19 protein-coding genes, 4 tRNA genes and 1 CRISPR repeat array are annotated in these 25,566 nt (G+C 68.4%); of the genes, 4 read left to right on the forward strand and 19 right to left on the reverse strand.

Annotated elements, in window-relative coordinates; genetic code table 11:
- Positions 1 to 19 precede the first annotated feature (19 nt).
- The 4 genes from smpB to ftsE form a co-directional block, all read right to left on the reverse strand.
- Positions 20 to 550: an SsrA-binding protein SmpB gene (gene smpB / locus ACGLYG10_RS09120; protein ID WP_073330831.1), complete on the reverse strand. Its 531-nt coding sequence runs from the start codon at positions 548 to 550 to the stop codon at positions 20 to 22.
- 130 nt (positions 551 to 680) lie between these two features.
- Positions 681 to 2,030, reverse strand: coding sequence for a peptidoglycan DD-metalloendopeptidase family protein (locus ACGLYG10_RS09125; protein WP_073330833.1), 1,350 nt, complete (start codon positions 2,028 to 2,030; stop codon positions 681 to 683).
- Positions 2,031 to 2,035: 5 nt separating this feature from the next.
- Entirely contained in the window at positions 2,036 to 2,950 is a 915-nt protein-coding gene (gene ftsX / locus ACGLYG10_RS09130; protein ID WP_073330835.1) for a permease-like cell division protein FtsX, read from the reverse strand.
- Between the two features lie 63 nt (positions 2,951 to 3,013).
- Complete coding sequence (gene ftsE, locus ACGLYG10_RS09135) at positions 3,014 to 3,703, reverse strand: cell division ATP-binding protein FtsE (RefSeq protein ID WP_073330837.1); 690 nt, start codon at positions 3,701 to 3,703, stop codon at positions 3,014 to 3,016.
- 151 nt (positions 3,704 to 3,854) lie between these two features.
- Here ftsE and ACGLYG10_RS09140 point away from each other — a divergent pair, with 151 nt between their 5' ends.
- Positions 3,855 to 4,385: a TY-Chap domain-containing protein gene (locus ACGLYG10_RS09140; RefSeq protein WP_073330840.1), complete on the forward strand. Its 531-nt coding sequence runs from the start codon at positions 3,855 to 3,857 to the stop codon at positions 4,383 to 4,385.
- A 23-nt stretch (positions 4,386 to 4,408) separates the two neighbouring features.
- On the opposite strand, the gene ACGLYG10_RS09145 is transcribed toward ACGLYG10_RS09140, so the two are convergent.
- The 3 genes from ACGLYG10_RS09145 to ACGLYG10_RS09155 all read right to left on the reverse strand — a co-directional run bounded on the left by ACGLYG10_RS09145 (position 4,409) and on the right by ACGLYG10_RS09155 (position 8,305).
- On the reverse strand, positions 4,409 to 5,077 hold the full coding sequence (locus tag ACGLYG10_RS09145) for a single-stranded DNA-binding protein (RefSeq protein WP_073330843.1): 669 nt from the start codon (positions 5,075 to 5,077) through the stop codon (positions 4,409 to 4,411).
- A gap of 148 nt (positions 5,078 to 5,225) precedes the next feature.
- Positions 5,226 to 6,713, reverse strand: coding sequence for a GTPase (locus ACGLYG10_RS09150; protein WP_073330846.1), 1,488 nt, complete (start codon positions 6,711 to 6,713; stop codon positions 5,226 to 5,228).
- Positions 6,710 to 8,305, reverse strand: coding sequence for a GTPase domain-containing protein (locus tag ACGLYG10_RS09155; protein ID WP_073330849.1), 1,596 nt, complete (start codon positions 8,303 to 8,305; stop codon positions 6,710 to 6,712). Before ACGLYG10_RS09155 ends, ACGLYG10_RS09150 begins: the two co-directional genes overlap by 4 nt.
- A gap of 271 nt (positions 8,306 to 8,576) precedes the next feature.
- Here ACGLYG10_RS09155 and ACGLYG10_RS09160 point away from each other — a divergent pair.
- From ACGLYG10_RS09160 to ACGLYG10_RS09170, 3 genes are all read left to right on the forward strand, one after another.
- Positions 8,577 to 8,652, forward strand: a tRNA-Arg gene (locus tag ACGLYG10_RS09160).
- Between the two features lie 61 nt (positions 8,653 to 8,713).
- Positions 8,714 to 9,334: an oligoribonuclease gene (orn, locus tag ACGLYG10_RS09165; RefSeq protein WP_073331386.1), complete on the forward strand. Its 621-nt coding sequence runs from the start codon at positions 8,714 to 8,716 to the stop codon at positions 9,332 to 9,334.
- 251 nt (positions 9,335 to 9,585) lie between these two features.
- A tRNA-His gene (locus ACGLYG10_RS09170) sits at positions 9,586 to 9,661 on the forward strand.
- Positions 9,662 to 9,990: 329 nt separating this feature from the next.
- A CRISPR array of direct repeats spans positions 9,991 to 12,396; the repeat unit is 36 nt; unit sequence GCCTCAATGGAGCCCGGCCCTGAAGGCCGGGAAGAC.
- A gap of 169 nt (positions 12,397 to 12,565) precedes the next feature.
- Here ACGLYG10_RS09170 and cas2 read toward each other — a convergent pair.
- From cas2 to nadD, 12 genes are all read right to left on the reverse strand, one after another.
- Positions 12,566 to 12,856, reverse strand: coding sequence for a CRISPR-associated endonuclease Cas2 (gene cas2 / locus ACGLYG10_RS09175; RefSeq protein ID WP_073330852.1), 291 nt, complete (start codon positions 12,854 to 12,856; stop codon positions 12,566 to 12,568).
- Positions 12,853 to 14,319, reverse strand: coding sequence for a CRISPR-associated endonuclease Cas4g/Cas1g (gene cas4g/cas1g / locus ACGLYG10_RS09180; protein ID WP_348520449.1), 1,467 nt, complete (start codon positions 14,317 to 14,319; stop codon positions 12,853 to 12,855). Before cas4g/cas1g ends, cas2 begins: the two co-directional genes overlap by 4 nt.
- Positions 14,320 to 14,395: 76 nt before the next feature.
- Positions 14,396 to 15,364, reverse strand: coding sequence for a type I-G CRISPR-associated protein, Cas3-extension family (locus ACGLYG10_RS15980; protein ID WP_139240937.1), 969 nt, complete (start codon positions 15,362 to 15,364; stop codon positions 14,396 to 14,398).
- A complete protein-coding gene (gene cas3g, locus ACGLYG10_RS09190; protein WP_073330855.1) occupies positions 15,361 to 18,408 on the reverse strand; it encodes a type I-G CRISPR-associated helicase/endonuclease Cas3g in 3,048 nt (1,015 codons plus the stop codon). Before cas3g ends, ACGLYG10_RS15980 begins: the two co-directional genes overlap by 4 nt.
- Positions 18,405 to 19,829, reverse strand: coding sequence for a type I-G CRISPR-associated protein Csb2 (gene csb2, locus ACGLYG10_RS09195; RefSeq protein ID WP_073330857.1), 1,425 nt, complete (start codon positions 19,827 to 19,829; stop codon positions 18,405 to 18,407). The genes cas3g and csb2 overlap by 4 nt, the downstream gene beginning before the upstream one ends.
- A gap of 1 nt (position 19,830) precedes the next feature.
- The gene (gene cas7g, locus ACGLYG10_RS09200; RefSeq protein WP_073330860.1) at positions 19,831 to 20,982 is read right to left on the reverse strand and encodes a type I-G CRISPR-associated RAMP protein Csb1/Cas7g; all 1,152 of its coding nucleotides are present in this window, start codon (positions 20,980 to 20,982) and stop codon (positions 19,831 to 19,833) included.
- A gap of 722 nt (positions 20,983 to 21,704) precedes the next feature.
- A tRNA-Ala gene (locus ACGLYG10_RS09205) sits at positions 21,705 to 21,777 on the reverse strand.
- Positions 21,778 to 21,814: 37 nt separating this feature from the next.
- Positions 21,815 to 21,887: transfer RNA gene (locus ACGLYG10_RS09210), tRNA-Ala, on the reverse strand.
- 168 nt (positions 21,888 to 22,055) lie between these two features.
- A complete protein-coding gene (locus ACGLYG10_RS09215; protein ID WP_073330863.1) occupies positions 22,056 to 22,670 on the reverse strand; it encodes a histidine phosphatase family protein in 615 nt (204 codons plus the stop codon).
- 1 nt (position 22,671) lies between these two features.
- Positions 22,672 to 23,052, reverse strand: a complete 381-nt coding sequence (rsfS, locus tag ACGLYG10_RS09220; protein ID WP_073330864.1) for a ribosome silencing factor — start codon at positions 23,050 to 23,052, stop codon at positions 22,672 to 22,674.
- 141 nt (positions 23,053 to 23,193) lie between these two features.
- Complete coding sequence (locus tag ACGLYG10_RS09225; RefSeq protein ID WP_073330867.1) at positions 23,194 to 24,771, reverse strand: hypothetical protein; 1,578 nt, start codon at positions 24,769 to 24,771, stop codon at positions 23,194 to 23,196.
- A complete protein-coding gene (nadD, locus tag ACGLYG10_RS09230; protein ID WP_073330869.1) occupies positions 24,764 to 25,444 on the reverse strand; it encodes a nicotinate-nucleotide adenylyltransferase in 681 nt (226 codons plus the stop codon). Before nadD ends, ACGLYG10_RS09225 begins: the two co-directional genes overlap by 8 nt.
- Positions 25,445 to 25,566: the final 122 nt, after the last annotated feature.

The raw sequence follows: 25,566 nt of genomic DNA on the forward strand, positions 1-25,566 counted from the left end.
TCACGCCCAGATGCCCGCGTCAGCCGCGGCGCCGGTTGGCGGCGGCCATGGCGCGGGCCGCATCCCGCTTGTCCTGTGCCTCCCGCAGGGCCTGGCGCTTGTCCCAGTCCTGCTTGCCTCGGGCCAGCGCGATCTCCAGCTTGACGCGCCCGCCGGTGAAGTACAGCTCCAGGGGCACGATCGTGTAGCCCTTGGCCTGCACCCGCTGCGCGAGCTTGTCCAGCTCGGCCCGGTGCAGCAGCAGCTTGCGCTTGCGGCGCGGGGAGTGGTTGTTCCAGGTGCCCTGCAGGTACTCGGGGATGTGGGCGCCCTGCAGCCAGGCCTCGCCGTTGCGGTCGATCTCGATCCACGCCTCGGTCAGAGAGGCCCGGCCCATGCGCAGCGCCTTCACCTCGGTGCCGGTCAGGGCGAGCCCCGCCTCGTAGCGGTCCTCAATGAAGTAGTCGTGCGTCGCCTTGCGGTTGCGGGCGATGGTCTTGTGCGCGTCGGCGGCCGCCTTGGCGCGCTCCGCCGGAGTGAGTTTCCTCGTACCCTCGGTCTTCTTGGCCACCGGCGTCTCCTTCCCTCGTCCCGGGCCGTCAAGCCACGGCGCCGCATCCTACTGCCGCCGGCGGCAGTCGCCAAGGCCTGCCGTCGGCGAGGGCCTCATCTGCTCTCCAGCACCGGGGCCGCCCCGGGCGTCAGAACCCGGGCAGGGTCATGGGGTCGACAGTCGTCCCGTTGAGGTAGACCTCGAAGTGGCAGTGCGGTCCGGTGACCCCGCCGGTGGCACCAGTCAGCCCGATCTGCTGCCCCTTGGAGACCGTCTGCCCGACGTACACCTGCTGCACCGACAGGTGGCAGTAACGCACCTGCACGGACTGCCCGTCAATGACGCCGCCATTGATGGTCACGCTCTTCCCGCACGCAGTGCCGCCGTAGTCGGTGGTGCTGGTGACGGTGCCGGACACGGCCGCGTACTGGGGCGTGCCGGTAGACGCCATGAGGTCGACGCCGGCGTGGAGCTTCATGTAGCCCAGCACGGGGTGAAGGCGCCAGCCGTATGACGAGGTGACCACCAGGGCCCCGGCGATCGGGTGCCCGATCTTGCCACTGCCCAGGGATGAGGTGTCGGTGCTGCCGGAACTGGCCACGCTCTGCCCGGACTTGACGGCCGCAGCCCGGTTCTCCGCGTCGATGCGCTGAATCTCGGCGGCGGCGGCGGCCTCGTCGGCCTGTGCCTGCGCCTGCTGCTCCTCCAGGTCGGCCTTCTTGTCCTCCAGGTCTGAGGCGGCGGTCTCCTTCTCGCTCTTGAGGGTGGCGACCTCGTCGCGCTTGGTCTGGGCGGTGTCCTTGGCGGTCTGGGCGGCCTGCTTGGCGGCGTCGGCCTCCGCTTTGAGCGTGGTCACACGCTCGGTGGTGGCATCCTGGCGGGCCTCGCGGTTGGCGGCCTGGGCGCGGTCCTCCTCGGCGGAGGACAGGACGGACTCCTGCACGCCGGTGGCGATCTCCATGGTGGAGGCGCGGTCGCTGAGCTCGTCGACCGAGTCGGAGGACAGCACATAGGTCCAGGAGGTGATGGCGCTGTCGCCCTGGTAGGTGGCCACCACCAGGTCGGCTACGGAGGTGGTGTTCTCATCCACCGTGGTCTGCGTCTGCGCCGATTCCTCCTGCAGCGTGGCCAGGTCGGACTCTGCCACGGCCAGGCGGTCGGCTGCGGTCTGCTGCTCGCGTTCCTTCTGCGCCAGGACGGTCTCGGCGTCGTCGAGCTCGCTCTGGGCCGTGGAAAGGGCGGTCTCCGCGTTCTGCAGGTCGATGTAGGCCTGGCCGAGCTCGGCGGACACGCCCTCCAGGGAGGAGGCCAGCTCGGCCTGCTTCTGCTGGGCGGCGGCCTGATCGTCGACGGCGTCTTGACGCTCGTCTGCCAGCGCCCCGACAGAGAGCGGGGCGGCGACCAGCATCAGGGCGGTGGCGCCGATGGCGGCACGTCGGGCCCGTCGTCTAGTGCGGCGACTGGGACGCGGGCGGTTTGCTGCGCGGACTGGGAGCATGGGAATCAGACCCTCGTGTACCTAGACAGTGAGAAGGCGGAGGACACCAGCGCGAGGATGATCGCGGCCAGCAGCAGCCAGGGGGCCAACCGCAGCACGTCGCCGATGCCGATGAAGGCGGTGAAGGTTAGGGAGGTGGACAGCCAGTCCACCACCACGTAGCGCACCAGCGCCCACAGCGCGGCCACGGAACCGATCGCGCCGATCAGGGCGGCGATGGCGCCCTCAAGCATGAAGGGCAGTTGGATGAACAGGTTCGAGGCGCCCACCAGCCGCATGATGCCGGTCTCCTTGGAACGGCTCATGGCGGACAGCCGGATGGTGGTGGAGATCAGCAGCACCGCCGTCAGCGCCAGGATGGCGGCCAGTCCCCCGGTGATCCAGGAGACCCGGTTCATCACCACGAACAGTGGCTCGAGGGTCTCCGCCTGGTCGATGACGCGTTCGACGCCGGCGCGGCCGGTGAACTGCTCGGCCACCACCTGGTACTTCTCCGGCTCGACCAGCTTGATGCGGAATGACACCGGCATCATGTCCTCGGTGGCGTTGCGGCCGATGCGCGATTCGCCGTAGGCGGCCATGAACCGCTCATAGGCCTCGGCCTTGGACTCGATGGTGTAGGTGTCGATGTAGGGGGCCAGCGTGTTGGAGTTGATCAGGTCCTCGACGGCGTCGATCTGCTCCTGGGTGGCCTCGCCGTCGGTGCAGGCGGCCGCGTTGGACGACGTCGGGCACATGTAGACGCTGACCTCGACCTTGTCGTACCAGTCGCCCTTCATCACCGAGATCTGGTTCTGCAGCAGCACCGAGGCACCGACGAACAGCAGTGACACGAAGGACACCAGGATCACCGAGACGGTCATGACCAGGTTGCGGGTGAGCCCCTTGAAGGTCTCGGAGATGATGAAACGGAATCGCATGCGGTTACCTCAATGCCTCTTTCGCGAGATTCGTAGCCCTTGCATCCACGCTGCGCGCCGGCCTCAACGGTCCGAGCCGTACACGCCGCGCGCCTGGTCGCGCACGACCTCGCCGGCCTTCAGCTCGATGACGCGCTTGCGCATCTGGTCGACGATCTCGTCGTCGTGAGTGGCCATGACCACGGTGGTGCCCTGCCGGTTGATGCGGTCCAGCAGGCGCATGATGCCAACCGAGGTGGACGGGTCCAGGTTGCCGGTGGGCTCGTCGGCCATCAGCAGCTTGGGACGGTTGACCATGGCGCGGGCGATGGCCACGCGCTGCTGCTCACCGCCGGACAGCTCGTGCGGCAGGCGCTTCTCCTTGCCGGACAGCCCCACCAGCTCGAGCGCCTCGGGCACGGCCGTGAGGATGTAGTGGCGGGGCTTGCCGATCACCTGGGAGGCGATGGCGACGTTCTCGAACACGCTCTTGTTCTCCAGCAGCCGGAAGTCCTGGAAGACGAAACCCATCTCCTGGCGCAGTTTGGGCACCTTCCAGCTGGAGATCTGTGACAGGTCGCGGCCGAGCACATGGATCGACCCGGAGGTGGGGCGCTCCTCGCGCAGGGTCAAACGCAGGAAGGTGGACTTGCCGGAGCCGGACGCGCCCACCAGGAACACGAACTCCTCGCGCTCGATCTCTATGGAGACGTCATCGAGCGCGGGACGGGCGCCGCGCTTGTACACCTTGGAGACGTTGTCGAATCGGATCATGGGGTAGTTGCTTCCTGCTCGTGGCCGACGCAGGCACGCCGGGACTGCAAGCCACGGTAACCAGTTCAGCCTGGAATCCCGGGCGTGACACGCCAGGACACACCGACTGCGGGTGTGGTGAGGCCCGCGTTGGGGTTCTAACGTTCCGAGCATGTCAACAACGCATCCCGACGACGACTCCCCCACCCCGGCCGGCGGGCAAGAGCTCGACGTCGGCTCCTGGAACCGCTTCATCCCGTCTCTGACCCACCTGCTGCAACAGACCGGGCCCGACGACGACGGCGCAATCGGCGTGCGGCTCACCGCCACCGAGCCGATTGTCACCGCCGCGACGGCCGCCTACGCGCGTCCCGAAGGCGGCCTGCGCCGACTGCTGGGGCGACGGCGTCGCCTGTCCCCCTCCCCGCTGCCACCGGTCTTGACGGTGCGGACCTGCCCGGACGCGGTGGTGCTGACCGCGCCGCTGCTCGACGACGACGGCCGGGCCCGGCTCGGGGAGGATGCCCTGGCGGCCCTGGACTCGCTGGGTTGGAAGCGACAGGACGATGCGATGGTGCTGCGCGTGGTGGACGCCGCGTCGGCGGCCGAGTTGGCGACGCGAGTACTGATCGAGGTGTTCGACGTCGCCCACCCGGCCGACCTTGTTGCCGTCGCGGAGCCCGCAGCAGCGCCCGAGGCCTGAGCCGGCGACGCCGCGGGGCTGGGTCACCCGTCCTCGTCGGCGAGCGTGTAGTCGAAGGAGGACGCGTCGGCGGCGGGGCCGCTGGTGGAGCCGGCGGCGGAAAACGACTGGGATGGGCCGACCGGCGGCGGGTTCTGGCCGGTGGGGCGGATTACCTCGTCCGGGCCGGCGACGGCACCAGTGGCGGCCGAGCCGGCCGAGGTGGCGGCGGCCGGTGTGGTGGCGTCCGTCCCTGCCGCGGCGGTGGGGCCGGCGGTATCGGCCGAGCCGGCCGAGGTGGTGGCGGCCGACTCCTCGCCCGTGCCGGCGTCGTCGGCCTCGGCGGTATTGGCGCTGTGGATGATCCGCATGAAGCGCGACTCGCCGCGGGTCAAGTCGTGGCCGCCGCAGGAGACGGTCAACACGTTGGTGGTGAACTGCTCGGTTCCTTTCGACCAGTTCTCCTGGGAGAAGCGGCCCACCAACACCACCGGATCGCCCTTGTGCAGCGAGCGCCCCAGGTTCTCGGCCAGTGGGCCCCAGGACTTGGCGGTGAACCAGATGGTGTCGCCGTCCTGCCATCCGTCGGCGGTGCGGAAGGACGGGGAGGTGGCCAGGCGGAAGTAGCAGTAGGGGCGCCCGCCGGCGGTGCGGGTGACGGCGGGGTTGGTGCCGAGGACGCCTTGGATGACGAGATCGAGTTGACGGCTCATGGGTGCTCCTTGCGTTGGAAGCCGGCACCGTGCCGGCTGCCTCAACGGTCCCGCAGCCGCACCCCGCGCCGCCACCGGCCTGTGAATGCGGGGTCGGCACCCCCTGCACGAGCCGAACCTGTGGACGCCGGTGACCACCGGCGGGCCGCTACCGACCCGGAACCTGGAGGGCCTCGCGGAGCGCACGGTGGCGCGCCAGCACGCCGTCGGCGGGGCGGGTCAGATCACGTTCCACCACCGACGCCAGCCTGGCGCGCACGGTGCGGGCATAATCGTCGGCCTCACGGCGGGCCCGCGAGTGCCGTGCAGACAGCGCCACCATCGCCACGATCAGGCCGATGATCAGCAACGTCACCGGCGCGATCAGGCCGGCGCCGGCGGCGCTGCCCTGCATCAGGCTGACGGCCGTCCACACCGCTCCGATCAGTGCGGTCAGCGTGCCGCCCCACCAGGCCAGTTCGATCAGCGGCGCGCGGTGGCGGGGCAGCTGCACGCTGCCGACCGCCTCGGCGGTGCGGGCAGCAAGGGCCTCGGGGGTGGCGACCGCGTTCTCCACGCTGTGCAGCCAGGCACCGGGCAGGCCCGCGGTGGTGCGCCGCAGCCACGTGGTCTGAATAGAGGCGACGGCATCGCGGGCGGGCGGGGCGGGCCGGGCCATGGCGCGCGGGAAGGTGCGGGCCAGGCCGGTGCGCACCGAATCCTCCACCGCCTGGGCGCCGCACGCGTGCACGAGCGCGGTGACGGCGGCATCGGCCAGTTCGGGGCGGGTGGTCACGGGCTGCGCGGCGGCCGCGGGACGCAGGCGCATGGCGATCGCGTCAAGCCGCGCCGAGGCGGTGCGGGCGGCGTTGGACTCACGGGAGACCCGCTCCAGGAACAGTTCACGTACCGCCCCGAGGTTGTCCCCGCGCACCGCGGAGACCGGCAGTACCTGCACGTCGTGCAGGCCGTCGGCCGCAAGCAGGCTGCGCACGTCCGCGAGCAGCGTGTCTACGCCGCCGGCGGGCAGGGTGTCCACCTGGTTGACCAGCACGAGCATGTCCTGTTGGCGGGCGCCCAGCCCCCGCAGGTAGCCCTCATGCAGGGCGGCGTCGGCGTATTTCTGCGGGTCCACCACCCACACCAGCAGGTCCGCGAGCGGCACCAGCCGGTCCACCTGGAGGGCGTGCTCGGTGTTGACGGAGTCGTAGTCGGGCACGTCCAGCAGCACCAGGCCAGCGAAGGCGTCCTGGTCGGTGGCGTCCAGCAGCGACTCGCGGCGGATGCGGCGCTCGTCGGCCACCTCCAGGAAGTCGAGCAGGGCCGCGGCGTCGTCGCCCCAGGTGCAGGCGGTGGCATGGGCGGTGGTGGGGCGGCGGGCGCCGACGTCGGCGAACTGCAGGCTGGTCAGGGCGTTGAACAGGGAGGACTTGCCGGAGCCGGTGCCGCCGAACAGGGCCACCACCGTGTGATCCACGCCGAGGGCCAGACGTTCGGCGACCTCGTCCAGTTGATCCCGGGCGGGCAGGGACAGGGAGGCGGGGATCTCTGTGGGGCAGTTGTCCAGGGCGGCGCGCAGGCCGTCCAGGCGGGCCTGGAGGTGGGCGGCGTCGAGCACGGTTTCCCCGGCGGGGGCGACGGTCGGGTTTGCGGTCATGCGGTGGCTCCGGGACGAGTGAACGGTGCGAGTTCGCCGGCGCGCAGGCGCAGCGCGGCGGCCAGGGCGGGATCGGGGGCCAGCGCGCGGGCGGCGCCGGCGGGGACGGCGGCGGCGAGCACGTCGGTCAGGGTCTGCGCCAGGGAGGTCTTGGCGTCGGTCACGGCCTGCCCGAGACCCAGGCGGTTGGCGGCGGCGCGGACGCCGTCGATGCCGGCGGCGGCGGAGATCAGCAGGTCACCGGCTCCCTGCGGGGTCAGGCCCTTGGGCGGGGTGGTGATGCGGGCGGTCTGGTCTGCGGCCCAGGCGTCGACGACGGCGGTCGCGTCGGCGTCGGTGGGAAGCAACTCGCCGGCGCGGGCGGAGGCGCCGGCCTCCCGCCAGGTACGGGCGGCGTCGTCGCGAACGGTTACGAGGGCCGCCTCCAGGCGGGAGGCGACGGACTCGCGGACGTCGGCGGCGAGCGCGGACAGAGCGGCGGCGCGCGCCTTGCCGGTGCGGCCGAACCAGCCGGAGCGGAGTTTGCCGCCCTGCGCGAGCGGGGCCAGTGGGCCGCCGGAGGAGGCGAGGGTGATCCAGCGGGTGGTGGGGGCGCCCTGCGCGCAGGTGCCGCGCTCGACGTCGGCGCGCAGGTCCGCGCTGGGCGCCTCCAGGAGGCGCTGTGAGGCCTGTTCCAGGCGGGCGGCGGCGTCGTCCTGGGCGTCGACGCCGTCGGCGAGGGTGAGCAGATCGGCGCGCAGACCGGTCCACACGCCACGGCCGGTGCGGCGCACGAGCCCGGCGGCGCGGTGGCGGCCGGCCAGCAGTTGCAGCCAGTCGCGCAGCTCGCTGACGGAGGCATCCGGCAGCATGCCCTCGTGGGGGCCGGCGTCGGGGACTACGAAGAAGGGGGATTCGGCCAGGCCGAGGGCGTCCAGCCGCTCGATCAGGTCGCGGCGGACCTCGGCCAGCACCTTCACGGGGACGCGGTTCAGGACGATGCCGATGGGCGTTTCCCGGCCGGCCGCCTCCTCCAGGGAGGCCCACGGGGTTTGATCGCCGTAGCGGGCGGCGGTGGTGACGAACAGCCACAGGTCGGCGGCGTCGAGCAGCCGGGCGGCTAGGACACGGTTGGTCTCCTGCACGGAGTCCAGGTCGGAGGCGTCCACGAGGGCCAGGCCGGCGGGGACCGCGGCGGAGGTGACGGTGACGCAGACCTGGGCGATCGGGTGGTCGGCGAGTGATTCGCGGTCCTCGGGGTTGACCACCAGAACCGGGGTGCGCGTGGTGGGGCGCAGTACGCCGGCGTCGGAGACCTCCTGGCGGAGCACGGAGTTGACCAGGGTGGACTTGCCGGCGCCGGTGGAGCCGCCGACCACGACGATCGCCGGGATGTCGGCGTCGGCGAGACGTGGGAGTACGTGGTCGCGGATCTGGGCGATGAGGCCGGCGCGCAGGCGGCGGGCGTCCTCGGCGCCGTCGGTGTTCAGGCTCAGGTCGAGGCTGGAAAGGTCCCCCACGGTGTCGGTGAGGACGTCGATGAGCTGTGCGCGGCTGAGCGCAGAGACGGGGACGTCTTCTCCGGCGGACAGCGGGGAAGCAGATGAAGCCATGGTCCAACCTTAGGCGGAAGCCGGGGCGAAGCCCGTATCGACCCGCCACTGTGGGGTTGGGGCGGGCTGAGCCGTCGGCGGCGGATGCGCGCACCGGCCGGGCGGGTGCGGCGCCGTCGGTGCGGGCGGGTACGACGCCACGGACGGGCGGAGGGTCGGCCAAGTGTTGCCCGCTCTGGCCAGGCGAGCCCGACACCAGCCGAGTTGGGACGGCGCCACGGGCGGGCCCGAACTGGGAACATGTGCCCGCGGTGACGTACGCTGAGCGCACGCCTCCGTAGCTCAATGGATAGAGCATCGGCCTTCTAATCCGCAGGTTCCCGGTTCGAGTCCGGGCGGGGGCACCAATGCGGGCCCTGGCCACGCCTCACGCAGCCGGGTCTAGACTCGGCGACCGTGAGCCGACAGATAACTACCGCCGATCCCCTGGTGTGGATCGACTGCGAGATGACGGGCCTGAACCTGGAGACGGATGCGCTGATCGAGGTGGCCGTGATTGTCACCGACTACGAGCTCAAGCCGCTCGACAAGGGCATCGACGTCCTGATCAAGCCCCCCGCGGCCGCCCTGGAGCAGATGGGCGACTACGTGCGCGAGATGCACACCAGCTCCGGTCTGCTGGAGGAGCTCCAGGAGGGGCTGACGCTTCAGGAGGCCAACCGCACGGTCCTGGACTACGTCAAGTCGCTGGTGCCGGAGGCCCGCACCGCGCAGCTGGCCGGCAACTCGGTGGGCACCGACAAGACCTTCCTGGCCCGCGACATGCCCGAGCTCATCGACTACCTGCACTACCGCATCGTCGACGTGTCCTCCATCAAGGAGGTCGCCAAGCGCTGGTTCCCGCGCACCTTCTTCCACGCGCCGGAGAAGCACGGCGGGCATCGCGCGCTGGCGGACATCCTGGAGTCGATCGACGAGCTGCGCTACTACCGCGCGGTGCTGTTCCCCAAGGATGAGGGTCCGACGAGCGAGGAGTGCCAGGCAGCCGCGGCCGAGATCGTCGCGCACCCGACGGCGGAGCTGCTCTGACGCCAGCGGCTCCTCCGGCGTCCGTGCACCGGGCCGACGGCGAATCGCCGCCGGCCGGGCTCATCCAGCCGTCGGCGGCGGTTCCCCGTATCCGCGCCAGTTTCAGCCAGTCCGGCCGACGGCGGGGCGGCTGTCCCGCCGCATGCGCTCGCTCCCCTGCAGCGAAGGTGACGTAGTACACGGGGCTCGGATTGGTGCCAGCACGGGCTAGCCGATAAAGTACCGACTCGGTGCGACGACGTCGCCCCATGGTGGCTGTAGCTCAGTCGGTAGAGCGCCTGGTTGTGGTCCAGGAGGTCGCGAGTTCAAGCCTCGTCAGCCACCCCACTTCTTGCAGCCGCAGTGCTGTTGCAAAGCCCTGACCCTGGCGCCGCATTCCGAGCCGCCGTTTCCCGCAGCCGCACTACCGGGCCGTCGCTCACCCCCACTGCCCGCTCACGGCATCGGGCTGTCCAAATCCGGCATAAACAAGCCTGTAATGGCGATCGGCGTTCTCCCGACCGTTGGAATCATGCGGTTTGGTTGCTCGGCAGTCGATGTCTCGCCATCGTTTATGCCGGATTTGGACATTCGTTCCGGCGATCCAGCCCTGAAGAAGACAGGACCCGGGCGCAGCGCGAGTGCCGGCCCCGGTAGTCGGTGGAGACGGCGTGTTACCCTCGACCGAGCCCGACCCGGAAGGCCGGGAAGACCGACGGCATCAAAGAGGATCTGCTTCCAGGCAGTGCCGCCTCAATGGAGCCCGGCCTTGAAGACCGGGAAGACCCACGGCACTGATCTTGGTCGACGTCGTGGTACTGCCTCAATGGAGCCCGGCCTTGAAGACCGGGAAGACCGTCAACAACCCGCAGGACGCAATCATGGGCCAGGCGCCTCAATGGAGCCCGGCCTTGAAGACCGGGAAGACGGCAAGCCCGTCGCGTACCGCACCTTCCAGGAGTTGCCTCAATGGAGCCCGGCCTCGAAGACCGGGAAGACTACTGCCGACAAGGTGGATGTCAACTCGCTACAGGCACCTCAATGGAGCCCGGCCTTGAAGACCGGGAAGACGTGGGGGCAGGTGCGCCGGCGCGCCCCCCGGTAGCGGCCTCAATGGAGCCCGGCCTTGAAGACCGGGAAGACCACCAGCGTTGAGCTTCTACCGCTAGCTGACGCCAAGCCTCAATGGAGCCCGGCCTTGAAGACCGGGAAGACCTCATGCACACGATCCAGACTGTGCGGCAGTACTAGCCTCAATGGAGCCCGGCCTTGAAGACCGGGAAGACGGTCTGGCCGGAGATGCCGATAACCATGACGGTGCTGCCTCAATGGAGCCCGGCCTTGAAGACCGGGAAGACGTCCGGGGGGAATTACACAGTTCGCACCAGCATGGCGCCTCAATGGAGCCCGGCCTTGAAGACCGGGAAGACCGGTCGGTGGGGCTGTGATTGCGGTTACTGAGCCGTGCCTCAATGGAGCCCGGCCTTGAAGACCGGGAAGACGAGGGGGTGACTGCCCATGGCAGACGCCACCTCCGGCCTCAATGGAGCCCGGCCTTGAAGACCGGGAAGACCTTCGTCATCAACACCGTCTACCGTGACGGAATCAAGCCTCAATGGAGCCCGGCCTTGAAGACCGGGAAGACGAGGGGGTGACTGCCCTCGTAACGAAGTCTACAGCCTCAATGGAGCCCGGCCTTGAAGACCGGGAAGACAATTACTGTGATGCCGTATAGGCCGTTTCTTGTGAGGCCTCAATGGAGCCCGGCCTTGAAGGCCGGGAAGACCCCGGAGGCGTTCGCAGCCGTCCGCGCCTGACCGTCGCCTCAATGGAGCCCGGCCCTGAAGGCCGGGAAGACCGAGGGAATCATCAACAGCGGGGACACGGTACCCGACGGCCTCAATGGAGCCCGGCCCTGAAGGCCGGGAAGACCGGGAGATGGTGTTCGCATGATCACCATCGTTGGGGGCCTCAATGGAGCCCGGCCCTGAAGGCCGGGAAGACTGCCAAAGTGTTCAGCCTGACCTTCGACCCCGACGCGCCTCAATGGAGCCCGGCCCTGAAGGCCGGGAAGACTGGGCAGCGCTCGGAGCGTGACTACGCGGGGAGTGTCAAGCCTCAATGGAGCCCGGCCCTGAAGGCCGGGAAGACCGGCGTCCTCCCCGAGGGGCTGACACTCGCCGTGCCTCAATGGAGCCCGGCCCTGAAGGCCGGGAAGACGCGGCTTCGCCTCCGCCTGGCCCGGGTTGGTCTTGGCGCCTCAATGGAGCCCGGCCCTGAAGGCCGGGAAGACGCGGCTTCGCCTCCGCCTGGCCCGGGTTGGTCTTGGCGCCTCAATGGAGCCCGGCCCTGAAGGCCGGGAAGACTGGCCGTGCAGTACTCCTGCGTCGTGCGCTTGGGCACGCCTCAATGGAGCCCGGCCCTGAAGGCCGGGAAGACTTGTCCGTGCTCAACTTACTGGCCATCCTCATGCGGGCCTCAATGGAGCCCGGCCCTGAAGGCCGGGAAGACCGGACGCGAAGGCACAGGTCACCGTCCACTACGACGCCTCAATGGAGCCCGGCCCTGAAGGCCGGGAAGACCCAGCGTCCAGCACGCCAAGACCCTACCCGTCGAAGCCTCAATGGAGCCCGGCCCTGAAGGCCGGGAAGACCCGGCAGGCACTCCTCGCCGCCATCCGGGCCGCACGCCTCAATGGAGCCCGGCCCTGAAGGCCGGGAAGACATCAAGGCGCTCGAGCCGCCGTTAGTCGTGTGGGAGCCTCAATGGAGCCCGGCCCTGAAGGCCGGGAAGACACGCCGGTGTCCTTCACGGTCCAACCCACCTTCGTGGCCTCAATGGAGCCCGGCCCTGAAGGCCGGGAAGACTCTTCGAAAGCGGCCTGATTACAGGGGATGCCTTCGCCTCAATGGAGCCCGGCCCTGAAGGCCGGGAAGACCCGCTCTTGCGAGGAACGCCTGAACATCACCGTCCGGGCCTCAATGGAGCCCGGCCCTGAAGGCCGGGAAGACGCACGCCAGGGCACAAAAGCGTGTAGCTAGGGCCGCGCCTCAATGGAGCCCGGCCCTGAAGGCCGGGAAGACCAGCTCGCAGAATACGCCGCGGCACGTCAACGATTCAACGCGGTCTCGCGAGCGCTGGCTCAGAAACGCCAGATCCGATCGCGCCGCATCGAGCGTCAACCACCAGAAAACCCCGCCATACCGCGAATTCGAGCGCTCCCCAGGAATCCGACCGGCACCCGAGCGCTCGCTAGACAACCTGCGCCTCCCGCGTAGGCAACCCCCGGCGACGCCCAACGAACGTGAAGCGATCCTCGCCGATCTCACCCAGATCCACAATCACCACCGAATCCTCATCAAGGTTCATGATCCTCTCACCGTCGGCACGCAAGTGGACAAGCTCGCTGCGGGTCAGGTCGCAGATGAATACAGAGTACTGCAGCCGCTCACCGTTAGCCTCCATCAGTTTGCAGATGCGACGCAGCCGCCCCGGCTTGCGGATGTCGTAAGCAATGAGGTACCTGCGTCGGTTCGTCTTCATCGGGTCACCATCGCCGTGTACTCGTCCAACTCCCCCAGCACGACGGCACCCAACACCCGAGCCTGGATGTCCATGACTCGGCGGTAGCTGGCCTTGTAGCCGAACTGCGGATGAGTGATCTCCTGGTCCAGTCGGCGTTCGTATGCTCTGAGTACAGCCTTGCGGCCGCTCGCCTCCAGCATGCAGCCGCCGGCACGACTGCGGAAGTCGCGTGGACCCACCTCACCATTGTTCAGCACCTGCAATACGACGCTCTCGGCAATCAGCGGCCGGAATTCCTCCGCCAGGTCCAAGGCCAAGGCCGGACGACCGAACCGCGGCCTGTGGAACATTCCGTAGTACGGGTCGAAGCCGATACCCGAGAGCGTCACCGTCAGGTCCTTCACGAGCAGTGTGTAGCAGAAGGACAGCAGCGCGTTGAGTGGGTCCTTAGGTGGTCGACGCGTGCGCCCGTTCCCCTGGAAATCGCTGACATCCACACGCGAGCCCTTCCCGACCATCGCCGGAAAACTCGCGAAGTACAGGCGGGCAGCCGTCCCCTCAATGCCGAGCAGTTGCTGCGGAGAGTCTGCCTGCCTTGCTTGGATGGCGAGTTCCTTGAGCTGGTCACCAACACGCCCCAGCTCAGCACGCGCGTTGCGACGCAGCATCGTGCGACTGTTGCGGATCTTCCCGGAGATCATCCGGCGCGCGATCTCAAGCTGCTGCTCCTCGGAGGCGCGGAACTGTGCGATCCGCAGGTCTACGTTCTTGCCCGGCAGCCCCTCGGCCATGCCGGAGAACCAGCCTCCATAGCTGAACCACAATACCGGAATATCGCGGGAAAGCAGCGCCCTGACACCTTGTGCCGATACCGTCACGTTCCCGAACACGCACACCTGACTGACATCTATCAGCCGATAGCTCGCCTGCAGCTCGCCGGAGGATCGGACTTCGAGGCGGTCGCTGCGTACCCCCACCGTGGCGCCTTGCAACGTCACGTACACCGGGCGCCCTTCCAGCACCGGCGCCATTAGACGCTTCAATGGACGTCGCTGCCTTGGTGGCGTTTTTAGCGCCTCCAGCTCGTCGGGCAGGCAGATGCCCACCAGGGAGCAGCGGGCGCACTTCGGGCTGTCACGCAGCGGCGGAGGCGCGACCGGATCGGAGGCCACCCGCCATGCGCGCGCTACGGTATCCGTGATCTCCTGCATTGCCGCATCGTCCACGGCTATGTGCACTCGCTGTCGGGTCTCGGCGTACCAGATCTCGGCCCACTCGACGGCGTAGCCCTCCTCGCGAAGCAGCAGCGCTTGGACCAGGGACTGCATCCGGTCGCTGGGCCAGGCGCGACCATCTCGATTCGGATGTCCCTTCTTGTAGTCAACCGGAACGACGGTGCCGTCCCCGCCATCCTCCACCAGGTCCAGTCGGGTGGCCAGGCCGAGCCTCGGTGAGGTTAGAGGTGAAACAAGCGGGGGCAGTACACGAACTCATTCAGCATGCGCGCGGGGACTGTCTCCGGCAGGCCCGGCAGGTCCGGTCTGATGACGTCGACGCTCATGACACCGGCACCAATACGCCCGCAGATTTGCCGCCGTCTGTCTGGCGGCGATGCGCATTGCACACATGGAAGATCCCGAGCAGGCGGAGAGCAGCGGCGTCCAGTGTCTTCGTCTCCCCTTTGCCTTCGAGAACCGGATGCTCAACAAGCGCCTTTATCGCCGCCGGACCAAGCGGTTCCTGCCAGAGCGGCAACCGCAGTTCCTGCCGACGACGGTCGGCAGTGTGCCAGCCACTTGTGCGGGGTTGCTTTCCAGCGGCCGTGGTGGTCCACAGCGGGTAGGACATGAGCGCAAGCCACGTCGCACCTGGAACACCGCGCATTTTCCCGTTCTGACCTCGAGGATCATCCGTTGCACTCCAGATCGCACGATGATCCAGGTACTCGCCGGTCACACCCTCGACCCTGCGCCACCCAGCAAGGGCTTGATACAGATACTCCGGGTGGGAACGCACACTTTCATGCGACTTTTCAAGCATCGTTGCTATGGTTTGTTGTCCAGCGCCCGCAATGAACTGGCTTACCATGCCGACCGGCGACTCACCTTTCTTTGCTGGCTTCCTAAACACGAGATCAGTTACGAGACTCCCCATCCAAATCGCAACCGTGTCAACCTCTGATTCGCATGATCCTGCGGTTAGAGTCGCAAATAAATCCGCCATACCTCCGGGCAACGGCCGCATTGGATCTGACCCTTTTGTGCCTATCCTTTCCAGCGGAAACCCCGCTGGCCCTCCGGGCACGACCACATCGTCGGGCATCTCGGCGACGATCTCCGCCAGTTCCTCGGCGACGGCGTCGACCGATGGCAGTTTCGAATGCAGCACCGGTGCCCGATCCGCAGGATCCCAGGACAGCCGAGCGCCTTCATCGACGAAGTCATGGATCAACCGGAGCGTGCCGATCGCGGCAAGAATGGCCAGCGGCGATTCACCGACCAGCGCGGGCAGTTTGACTTGGTTCATGATCCCTCCGAGGAAATGGTCATGTCGGCGCAGCGCACCACTGCCTCCAGCAGTGCCAAGCCCCACCGGCCGTAACGGTCATTGAGCCGGGCGAATCGATCCGCGTCGGCCAGGTGCAGCCCAACCGGCAGGGGCACATCGACGGCGACCTCACCAATCGCCGCGCGTAGAACGCCATCTCCCCGGTCGTCAACGGGCGGCAGGAAGGGCCGGGCGTGACCGTGGTGGCTGGCGATAAGGTGCTGGAGCAGCTCGGCGTCACCCGGATACGACTCCGCGAGCCCCTCCAGATGAGCCGCTACGATCGCCTCTGACCAGGCCTCGTGCCGGGCGCCGCGAGGCAGGCCGCTGAGGCGTCGGGCGCGTCGATGCCGGTCCCGGTCCCCGGGCGGCATACCGGACTTCGCCAGCGGCTCCCGGGCGAGTTCAGCGGCGATCCGGCTGCCGTCGAACAGCATGGCCTGGAAGCGCAGGTCCACCTTGCCCAGGTCGTGCCAGCGTGCCGCGTCAACGACGACGCGCCGCAGTTCATCCGGCAACCCCAGGTTGGTGGCGATCTGTCGGGCGCGCTCACCCACCGCCGTCAGATGTTCCGCAAGAGTCACGCGCTGGTTGAGGCTGGAGCTGTCCGCCACATCCGACTCATCGACTGCGCGCCAGGCGGGTGCAGTCGTAGTGTGGTCGGCATCCACGGCATTCGCACGGCCACCCCTGGTGCCAACACCGCGCCAGTCGTCTGCGCGAACGACACCGCGAAGCACCGGGATCGGCTCCTCCTGCTCCTCCTGCCTGCGGTCGGAAGGCCGACGTTTTCTGTTCTTACGTCTTTGATCGACGTTGGAGGAGACAAATGCATCGTCGCTCAACAGCGCCTTTTTCAAGTACGCCATATCGTCCGGCGTCCATGGCTCTTCCGGATCGCTTTCTTGGGATTCCAGCCACGTACGCGCCGCCCCATGAAGACGATCCTGATAGGTCTGGCGATCCTCCGGATCCACCGCATTGCGCCAGTCGGCCACCAGGCCGCTCAGCCCCTCCATGGGCTGCAGCCCCAGTCGGCTCCCCGGGTCGGAATCCAGACGCAACATTGGTTGCCCACGTCTAAGGGAGGCCAGTTCGGAAACGTCCTTGACGGTCTCCTTGCTGGAGGGGTTCCAGCCGAAGCGGTCCAGGCCGCCGTACTCGCACGGGGCGATAATCGTGTCTCCCGGCCGCAGGTCAGGAGCCGATACTGGCTCCCACCAACCGTCGGCCCGGCGACGCAGCACCTGCCGGTCGCTGTCGTCGTCTCTGAAGGGGACGTCATCGAAGTCGTCGTAGTCATCGACGTCGGCCAGATCCTCCGACTTGCCCTCCTGCAGCCAGGCACGTACCGCCATGAACGACACCTCCACGCACTCCTCGCTCCGTAGCGGGATGGCATCCGCGACAGACCCGGCGTACGACAGCAGTTCCAACGTGTCCTCGCCGTCCGCCCCCTCGTTGCGCCGCACCAGCCCGGCCCGCCAGGCGATGGTGACAGGAGGGGTGGACTTGTCGATTCCGTGCAGGTAGGGGTCGACCGGCGGATCATTGGTCGGCGCCGGGTTTGTCCTCGCCCACGCATCCAGATGAGCGGGCAGCAGCAGCGGCAGCAGGGGCCGTGGTGCGCTCAGCCCATCGGGCACCTCCAGGTGGCGCAGCGCCAACGGTGACACATCCAGCCCATCCTGCGCGACCTCGCGAAGGAAGTCGGCCGTGGCCACCTTGGCGGGACCGTATACGGGGGGCTTCTTGGCACCGTCCTCCAGCACCGTGATGGAGACCGACTCGCGGTCACCCCGCCGGTTGACCCGGCCGAAGCGCTGTACCAGGGCGTCCCAAGAGGCGGTCTCGGTGACCATATCCGTGGCATCGAGGTCGATGCCGACCTCAATGGTCTGGGTGGCCACCAGAACCGCCTTGTGCGTACCCGGTTTCCGGTCGGCGCCGAACAGCTCGGTGACCCGCGCGGCGATACCCTCGCGATCCAGCGGACGCGAGCGCCCCATGAGCAGCAGTACCTCGACGCCATCCAGCCTCGTCCTTCCGGTGGTCAGCGCCTCATACACTTCCCGGGCGCGAGCCACCGTATTGCACACCACCAGCACCCGGTCACCCTCGGACTCATTGGGGGATTCATCGGGTTTTTCGGGCTCTTTGAGGAGGTCCCGTACCCGGGCAGCCATCTCCTTGACGATCTTCTTCTCCGTGGAGTCGACGAGCGTAAGGCGCTTATACGCGGTCAGCCTCTGTTTGGCGGTCTCATTCCGCAGATGCGCGTCCTCATCGAATGAGGCCTCCCAGGCATCGGAATTCTTCTCGGGCCTCTCCGCGCTGGTTGCGCTCAGGTGGATGACCGAGCTCTCCGGCAGTCCCAACTGGTGGGTCGCGTCCGCCTCATGTGCGGAGGCCAGCGAGGTGGTGAAGGCCTGGGCCAGGTGGGCCTCGTCGATCATAATGACCGAGTCGGTGCCCACCAGTGCGGCGTCGATGGGACGCCGACCGTTGCTGACCCCGTAGCCGCGGAAGAACAGGCGACTGCCCACCTGATCGACCGTGCCGGTAATAATGGCGGGCAAGTCGGGACGCGGCAGCCAGGCGGCATCCCACGTCGCTCCGCCGCGCATCTTCACCACCCGCAGTGCGTGGTCCTCGTCCGCATCTCCCGCGAGGCCGTGTAGTCTCCGAGCCACCTCGAAGCGGACCTCGCCCTCAGTAGCCTTTTCCAGGGCGTCCGCAACGTGCCGCCCATGAGCCTCGGCCTGGTCGACCACGATGCGGCGGTCCACCACCAGGAAGATGCGACGCCGCCCCAGGCCTGCGGGAGCGTCGCCTCCGGCGCTCAGCGCCAGGAGGAACACGGCCACATCCAGCATGGAGGTCTTGCCCAGCCCGGTGGGCACATCCACGACCGCGGGCCAAGTGCCCTGTTCCACAGCCTGCTCGACCACGGCGGACTGCCAGGGGAACGGGTCATGCCCATGCACTTCCCGCATGAACTTCGCGAAATCGGTGGCCTTCATCGCCGCTCCTCCTCATACTCGGGAGCGAACAGCCCGACGCCGAAGTAGCGTCCCGCACCGGCCAGGACCGGCCCGCGCACGGGACGGTCGAAGGTCACGCGCGCATGCGTGTACAGGCGCCCCTGACACCGCTTGGGCAACTCCTGCGGTCTCAGCCGCACGGCCCCGTCCATCAGCGGTTCCTTGCTCACCTCAACTCCACGCGGTTCCGGCAGGCCGGCGTTGACGAAGGACTCGGCCACCACCGCGGCAAGGTCGCCGTCCTTCGGGTAGCGATCCAGCACCAGGGGCGTGGCCGTCGCCCACGTCCGCGCGGGGTCCGTCCAGCGCTCGACGGTGGAAGTGAAGGGCCGCGTCTCATCCGGCGCGTACCGGAGCCGAAAACTCTGTTTGAATCCGTTTACGCGCAGCAGGACGTCCCGTTCGGGGTCATTCCCGAGAATGCCCCGCAGGATGCGCAGGCGTTCATCATGCTCCAGCCCGGGGATCGCCACAGCCAGGGCCATGAGCTGCCCGTCGGCGTGCTCGTTGCCCACGAAGGGTAGCCCCAGGTACGCCACATGCGGCAGTCCGGGGGTGCCGTGTCCGTGCAGTGCGGGAGGCAGTGGGTCCTGCGTCTGCCCCATGACCTTGCGTCGTAGGGCCTCGGTGAAAATGGAAACCAAGTTGCCGGAGGGTCGCAGTTCCTCGAATCTGAGAATGACCAGGTCCGGGTAGGGGGAATTGAATACGTCCATGGCAGAGATCTCCTCACTGATCTCATCACTGGTCTGAACTGCCCCGGCCTCACGGTAGAAGCGGCGCGAACGCGGACCGGCGGCCTGCCATGCGGGTTGATCCTCCCGATACAGGGCGTTGAGTTCATCGAGGTAGCCGGGGTAGGGCACGCGGATGTTCAGAGGGCCGCGTCCCGCCGTCGGCTCGTAGGTGGTCAGGCCTGGCAGCGGTGTTGGATCGTCTACCCGGCTGAAGGCGAGTGTTGCCGACGACGTCGAGCGACCGAGGTACGGCACCCGCCGGGCTAGGTGGTCGAGTTCGGCCACGACGTCATCGGACAGCGAGCTGTCATCCACCCAGTCGAATTGGACGCGCGCATCCTCGGGGAGGCTACTGGTGCGCTGCCGGAATCCGGCGGTGCGCGCGGGGTGGGTCTGATGCCCGCCCTTATTGGCGCGTACGTTTGTTACGACGTATCCCCGGGTGCGCCGCTCACCCACCGAGGTGGTGGGGGACGCATGGATCAGCGGCGGCGCCAGGCACTCCAGTTCGGCGAGCGGTTCCAGTTCCTCCTCGCCGGCGACGGACCGCAGGGCTGCAAAGACCCGGGCCGGGTGGGGAGGCCATTCCGCCAGTCGCGGGTCCTCCCCTCCACCGGCGTCGTAGCGCTCGCTCAGGAGCGAAATGTCCAAGCGGAGGGGCATGTCACTCTCCCGTGGACTCGGCCTTGGTCAGGCTGAAGTCGATTGCCTTAGCCAGGGACTCGTTGGGCTTCAGCTCCACGGTCTCCAGGTGCAGCGGCACTCCGGCGTCCAGGGCCGCCTGCATTGCGTCCTCGTACAACTGGACCGCCGCGCTCGGGGACAGCGTGAATGACTCCGCCACGCCGCCGCGGCCGACCCACTCCAACTGCTCGGTCTGCATGACCAGGTCGCAGCCGCTGCGCAGCCACAGGCCGGCATCGCCGAAGGCGAGACGGTCGCCCAGGAGCCCGAATGCGACGAGCAGGGCCCGGGCGGCCTGGACGGCCGCAGGCTCCAGGGAGCCGAAGCCGAGGCGCCGGGTGGCGGTAAGGCTGAGGACGGCGGTGCGAGTCGCCTCGGAGATGGTGACGCCGCCGTGGATGGGTTTCTTCGGGGCAATATTGCCGTGCCCAATCTCGCTGAGCTTGGTGTCCTTCTTCTTGTCGCTCGCTGGCGAGTAGGTCCAGTTATCGCCGTCACCGCTGCGCGATCCGGTCAGGTTCACGGGGTCCATGCGCCCGGCCTTGCGCACCCCCGCCACAGGGTCCCAGCCGATGATCTCGCTGGCGTACAGGCGCGGGAACTTCGCCTGCCGCCCCTTGCGATGAGAGTTCCAGCCTCCATAGACGAGCGTGGCGGGATCGTATTCCAGCAACGCGGTCGCATCCACCAAGGAGGCCGCCAGGATCGCCTTGCCGATCTCGGTCCGGTCGAACTTGACGCCGTCGAGCTCGCAGTCGCGCCAGTAGGCGTCGAAGGCGCGGTGCGGGGCCTCCAGACCTATGAGCTCGAGGCTCGCCGCGCCTTCGTGCCACATCCGCAACATGGGCATGCGGACCGTCCCCTGGCGCCAGGCCCTCGCCTCGGCCTCCTCACAGCGGTTGGCCTGCGCCGACACCTGATCGAGAACCTCCACCCTGCGCTTCTCACCGTCACGCCAACGATCTTCTGACAGATACGGGGACTCCTTGTCTCCCTCAGTTGGGAAGGTTGGCGGATACACGCGCGTGCCCGGCCCGCCGCTGGGCTGGTAGCTGGCCTCCACGCGGATCGCGGCCCACTCCGGGTCTGCGAGCTTGCTCCGCAGGGCGTCCAGCGTAAGTTCAGTAGTCATCATTGTCTCCTAAACGGTTGTGTTGACTGTGGCTGTGATCAGGGGCGAGCTGTCGCGGTCTACGATCGTGAGCGTAGACCGCCCTTAGGCAAGGGAAGCGACCCTCGAGCGACGGTGTTGGCCGCCATGTGCGCCGACCGGCGGCACCGGCCCGCACACGTATCGCCCACAGTCCCTTGAGGATCTCCCCGGAGCTCTTCCTGTTCACGAGCATCATGCTGTCAGGCGCCTCCGACACGAATCTGGCGGCCTTAGCGTTATCGGGGTGAGCATGCTGCTTAAAATCAGGGCTTTAGTTGGCGTGGTGCGGGAAAGTCGAGGCGTTCACGGTCCGGCTGGTCAATCCAGCGGCTGCGCTCGCCATCCGCGGAGTGGAAGAGCCGGCCGAGGACTGAGCTCACGGCTCCGTGAGCACGGCTCTGCCCGATGTGTCAGCCCCCCGCCACGCGGCCCGGCGGCCAGGCCACGCCCCAGGCGCGGCGGAAAACACACGCCGCACGGCGGAACGCCGCACTCACGCCGATAACCCGGCCCGCCGCGATCGCCCCTCCGGCGGGAAAGTGTCCAAAATCGGCACGAACGAGCTCGGGGCGCGCGGGCACGCCCGAAGGAACCTTGAAATCATGCGGATCTGCAACCGACCCGACAGAGCGTCGGCGTCGTTACTGCCGAATCCGGACATTCGCGCCGACGATCCGGGCCTGAAGGAGGCGAAACCTGGGTGGAGCTAGGGGGATTCGAACCCCCGACCTCTTCCATGCCATGGAAGCGCGCTACCAACTGCGCCATAGCCCCGAAAGGGTGATCGGCCCGCCACTGGCGGCGGTGATCGTGGAGCTAGGGGGATTCGAACCCCCGACCTCTTCCATGCCATGGAAGCGCGCTACCAACTGCGCCATAGCCCCTTACGGGTCTCGCCCTCGCGGGCGACGCCCAAACTCTACGGAGTCAGACGGTCCTCGAGCAAATCAAAAACGCGTGCCGTGCCTCACCCGCCAGTGCACGCCGGCATCACTCACCGGCCGACAGCGACTCGCCGGTGGGCGCACCCCGCCCGTGCGCACCCGCACCGCTCACTGCACGTTCCACTCGGCGAGCGTCCACCCGGGCACTCGCTCCCCCGGTACAACGACCCCGTGGCGGCAGTTGTCCAGGCCGCGCAGCCCGAACCAGGCGGAGGGGTCGAGCCCCAACAGGTGGGTGATGCCCAGCGTGATCGCCGAGCCGTGGGAGACGACCACCACGGTCTGGTCGTCGTCGGCCCGCGGAGTCTCCTCCAGGATGCGTTCCAGGGTGCCCCCCACGCGCAGCGACACCGCCTGTCGGGTCTCCACCCCGACGTCGGCCGGGTCCTCGCCCCGCTTCCAGGCGGCATAGGCCTCGGGCCACTGGCTCTCCATCTCGACGCGTGAGAGTCCCTCCCAGCGGCCGAAGGAGCGCTCCAGCAGGCCCTCATCCAGTTCGATATCGATGCCGGCCAGGTCGGCCAGCGCACGCGCCGTCTCCTGGGCACGAGACAGCGGGGAGGAGACGATCCGCACCGGCTCCAGCGCGGCGAGTCCAGAGGCGGCGGAGCGCGCCTGCTCGCGGCCGATCGTGTTCAAGGGAATGTCGACGCGCCCCTGCACGCGCGCATGGGCGTTGTAGTCGGTCTGGCCGTGCCGCCACAGGATGAGTCTGGTAGTCATCTCAGGCCTGGGCCGGTTCCGAGGCGAGTTCGGGCAGAGGCACCAGCGGGCAGTCCTTCCACAGGCGCTCGAGCCCGTAGTACTCACGGTCCTCGGCCTGCAGCACGTGCACGACGACGTCGGCGTAGTCCAGGAGCACCCAGCGGGCCTCCTCGAGCCCCTCCCGCGATCGCGCCTTGGCGCCCGCCTTGAACATGGCCTCCTCGACGGCGTCGACGATGGCGCGCGCCTGGCGCTCGTTGGCGGCGGACACGATCAGGAAGATGTCGGCGAAAGGCAGACGCTCGGATACGTCAATGGCGACGGCGCTGTCCGCCTTCTTCTCGGTGGCGGCGCGGGCCGCGACGGCGGCCAGCTCGACGGCGTGTTCAGTAGCGGGCACGGGGCTCCTTCTCCGGCTGAGACATCGGTGTTGGCCCACCACTCTACGGGCCGACTCGCGGCATGAAGCACGCAGGCGGCCTAGTGTGGCCAAGCCGACGTCCGCAGCGGAGCGTGGTACCGGCGAGTTGGTTGCGCCGGGCTAGACGAGCAGATGCGTCCAAATATCGAGCACCTGCGGCAGCGAGCCGATGATGCCGTTGTGGCGCAGGAACCACACCACGGCGAGCACAACCAGCGCGATCACCACGGCCAGCAGCACGATCAGCAGCGTGCGTCCCGCACGCGAACCGCCCTCGGCCTGGGCGTACGTCGGCGCCGAGCTCGCCTCGGCCGGTGCCTGCACCGCTTGGCGCCGCGTCGACTCCGCCTCGGCCAGCGCCGGGGCCGTGGTCGCGGCGGTTTCGGTCCTGGCCTGGTCCGCGGCCTCGGAGCCGGCCGCGTCCGCGTCGGTCAGCGAGCGCCACTGCGGGTTGTCGATGCCACCATAAACCTCGACGTCCTCGGCTTCGTCCTCGCGGTCCTCGCCCGCGGCGTCCTGGGAGACCTGCAGCGCCGCGTCCGGCTGAATCACCGGCTGGACGGTGCTGAGCTCCCCGGTGTCGGTGTCCACCGTGCGCACACCCTGGGCGGCGGCGGGAATGCGGACGATCGGGCGGCGGGTCGGCACCTTCGGCTCTTCGTCCTCCACGGCGGGCTTTTCGTCCTCCGCGACGGGCTCGGCGGCTTGGTCGTCGGCGGACTGGTCGTCTGCGGTCTGGTCGGACTCTTCCGCGACGTGCCGGTGCCGCAGGGAGCGGCGCGTGGGGATGGGGGCCGCCGTATCCGGCTGCACGTCCACGATCGGGGCGTCAACCGCCTCGAGGACCCCGGTCGGCAGGCTGGCGATCTCTTCCTTCTGCGCGTCGGTCAGGGCGGTGTCGGCCGCCTGCGGGGAGGGAGCGCCGGGCACACCCGTCACCGGCCAGGCGCCCGCGGATGCAGCCGTTCCTTCGACGGCCGGAGCCTCCACGGCTGCGGGCTCCTCAGCGGGGGTCTGCGCCGGGGTCGGGGCCGACGGCGACGCGGCCTGGCCGAACGACTCGGCCTGCGCGGGGGACGCGGCTTTGGATTCCGCCGGTACCTCAGCCTTGCGGGCAACCTCAGAATCTGCCTCGTAGCCGGCGTCGGCGCCGGCTTCCTTCACCTCCGGCGCGCCGACCTTCGACTCGGCCGCCTCCGGCACCCCGGCCTGCTCCGGCGCGCTGACCTCCGGCTCAGCAGAGGCAGGCTCCGACTCGGCGGCCACCTCGGCTTCCGCCTCCGTAGCCTCCCCGGACGCGGCCTCCTCAGGCTCCGCCGACTCGGCCGGGCTCTCGGCGGTGGCGGGAGTCGGCATCGTCGCCTGCTCGGCAGGAACGGCGTCGGCGGGCGTCGCGGCGACGGCGTGCTGCCCGGTGGCCTCGTGCGCAGGCACACTGATGACGGGCTGGTCGGCCAACGGATCCTGGAGGGCGCGGGCCTGCTCGGGAGTGATCTCCCCGGCTTCAAGCGCCTGCTGCAGCGCCTCCGCCTCCTCACGCAGGCGCCGCATCTCCCGGCGAGTGAGCAGCGGCTGCTGCCCGGTCAGCATCGCCTCACGCTCGGCGGCGCGCTCCGCCTCCCGGATGGCACGACGGCTGCGACGCGGGGCAGCCCCCGAGCCGGACTCGGACTGGTTGACGTCGGTGTTCTCACTCACCTTCGCTCTCCTTCCTCAGGGACTGCTCGCGCGCTACGTGGGCGGTCATCGACGTCGTCGACGCCGACCGCTCGGCCACGCGGTAAAGACCATATTTGCGGATGTACTGGACGACGCCGTCGGGCACCAAATACCAAACGGGACCGCCGTGGCTGACCCGCTCGCGGCAGTCGGTGGAGGAAATAGCCATTGCAGGCACCTCCACCAGAGAGATCTTGTCCGCGGGCAGACCCGTGTCCGTGAGCACGTGACCGGGTCGCGTCACCCCCACCATGTGCGCCAGGGAGAGGATCTCCTCGTTGTCCTTCCAGGTCAGGATCTGGGCGAGGGCGTCGGCACCGGTGATGAAGTACAACTCGGCGCCCGGGTACTCCGCCATGATGTCGTGAAGCGTGTCGATGGTGTAGGTGGTGCCACCCCGGTCAATGTCCACCCGAGAGACCGTGAAGCGCGGGTTCGATGCGGTCGCGATTACCGTCATCAGATAGCGGTGCTCGGCCGGAGAGACGCGCCGGTCCTTTTTAAACGGCTGCGCCCAAGTGGGCACGAAGATGACCTCGTCCAGTTTGAAGACGTCCTGTACCTCAGAGGCCGCCACGAGGTGGCCGTGGTGGATCGGGTCGAAGGTGCCGCCCATAATGCCGATGCGCAGGGGACGCGCGCTGCCGCTCACAGGCACCTCACTAAGGTGTCGGTCTCCACGCACACTCCTCCGGTTCGTTCCGCACGCCGAATGCGCGCGGGCGCCTACATACTGCCACGTTGGGACCAGCATGGCCGATTCTCACACGCGGA

Source organism: Actinomyces glycerinitolerans (genome assembly GCF_900098745.1).
Lineage (GTDB): Bacteria > Actinomycetota > Actinomycetes > Actinomycetales > Actinomycetaceae > Actinomyces > Actinomyces glycerinitolerans.

Bases quoted from the DNA above. Each gene is read 5' to 3' on its own strand.
- ACGLYG10_RS09125 (WP_073330833.1), bottom strand. From the start codon at position 2,030: ATGCTCCCAGTCCGCGCAGCAAACCGCCCGCGTCCCAGTCGCCGCACT.
- ftsX (WP_073330835.1), bottom strand. From the start codon at position 2,950: ATGCGATTCCGTTTCATCATCTCCGAGACCTTCAAGGGGCTCACCCGC.
- ftsE (WP_073330837.1), bottom strand. From the start codon at position 3,703: ATGATCCGATTCGACAACGTCTCCAAGGTGTACAAGCGCGGCGCCCGT.
- ACGLYG10_RS09140 (WP_073330840.1), top strand. From the start codon at position 3,855: ATGTCAACAACGCATCCCGACGACGACTCCCCCACCCCGGCCGGCGGG.
- ACGLYG10_RS09145 (WP_073330843.1), bottom strand. From the start codon at position 5,077: ATGAGCCGTCAACTCGATCTCGTCATCCAAGGCGTCCTCGGCACCAAC.
- ACGLYG10_RS09150 (WP_073330846.1), bottom strand. From the start codon at position 6,713: ATGACCGCAAACCCGACCGTCGCCCCCGCCGGGGAAACCGTGCTCGAC.
- ACGLYG10_RS09155 (WP_073330849.1), bottom strand. From the start codon at position 8,305: ATGGCTTCATCTGCTTCCCCGCTGTCCGCCGGAGAAGACGTCCCCGTC.
- cas2 (WP_073330852.1), bottom strand. From the start codon at position 12,856: ATGAAGACGAACCGACGCAGGTACCTCATTGCTTACGACATCCGCAAG.
- ACGLYG10_RS15980 (WP_139240937.1), bottom strand. From the start codon at position 15,364: ATGAACCAAGTCAAACTGCCCGCGCTGGTCGGTGAATCGCCGCTGGCC.
- cas3g (WP_073330855.1), bottom strand. From the start codon at position 18,408: ATGAAGGCCACCGATTTCGCGAAGTTCATGCGGGAAGTGCATGGGCAT.
- csb2 (WP_073330857.1), bottom strand. From the start codon at position 19,829: ATGCCCCTCCGCTTGGACATTTCGCTCCTGAGCGAGCGCTACGACGCC.
- cas7g (WP_073330860.1), bottom strand. From the start codon at position 20,982: ATGACTACTGAACTTACGCTGGACGCCCTGCGGAGCAAGCTCGCAGAC.
- ACGLYG10_RS09215 (WP_073330863.1), bottom strand. From the start codon at position 22,670: ATGACTACCAGACTCATCCTGTGGCGGCACGGCCAGACCGACTACAAC.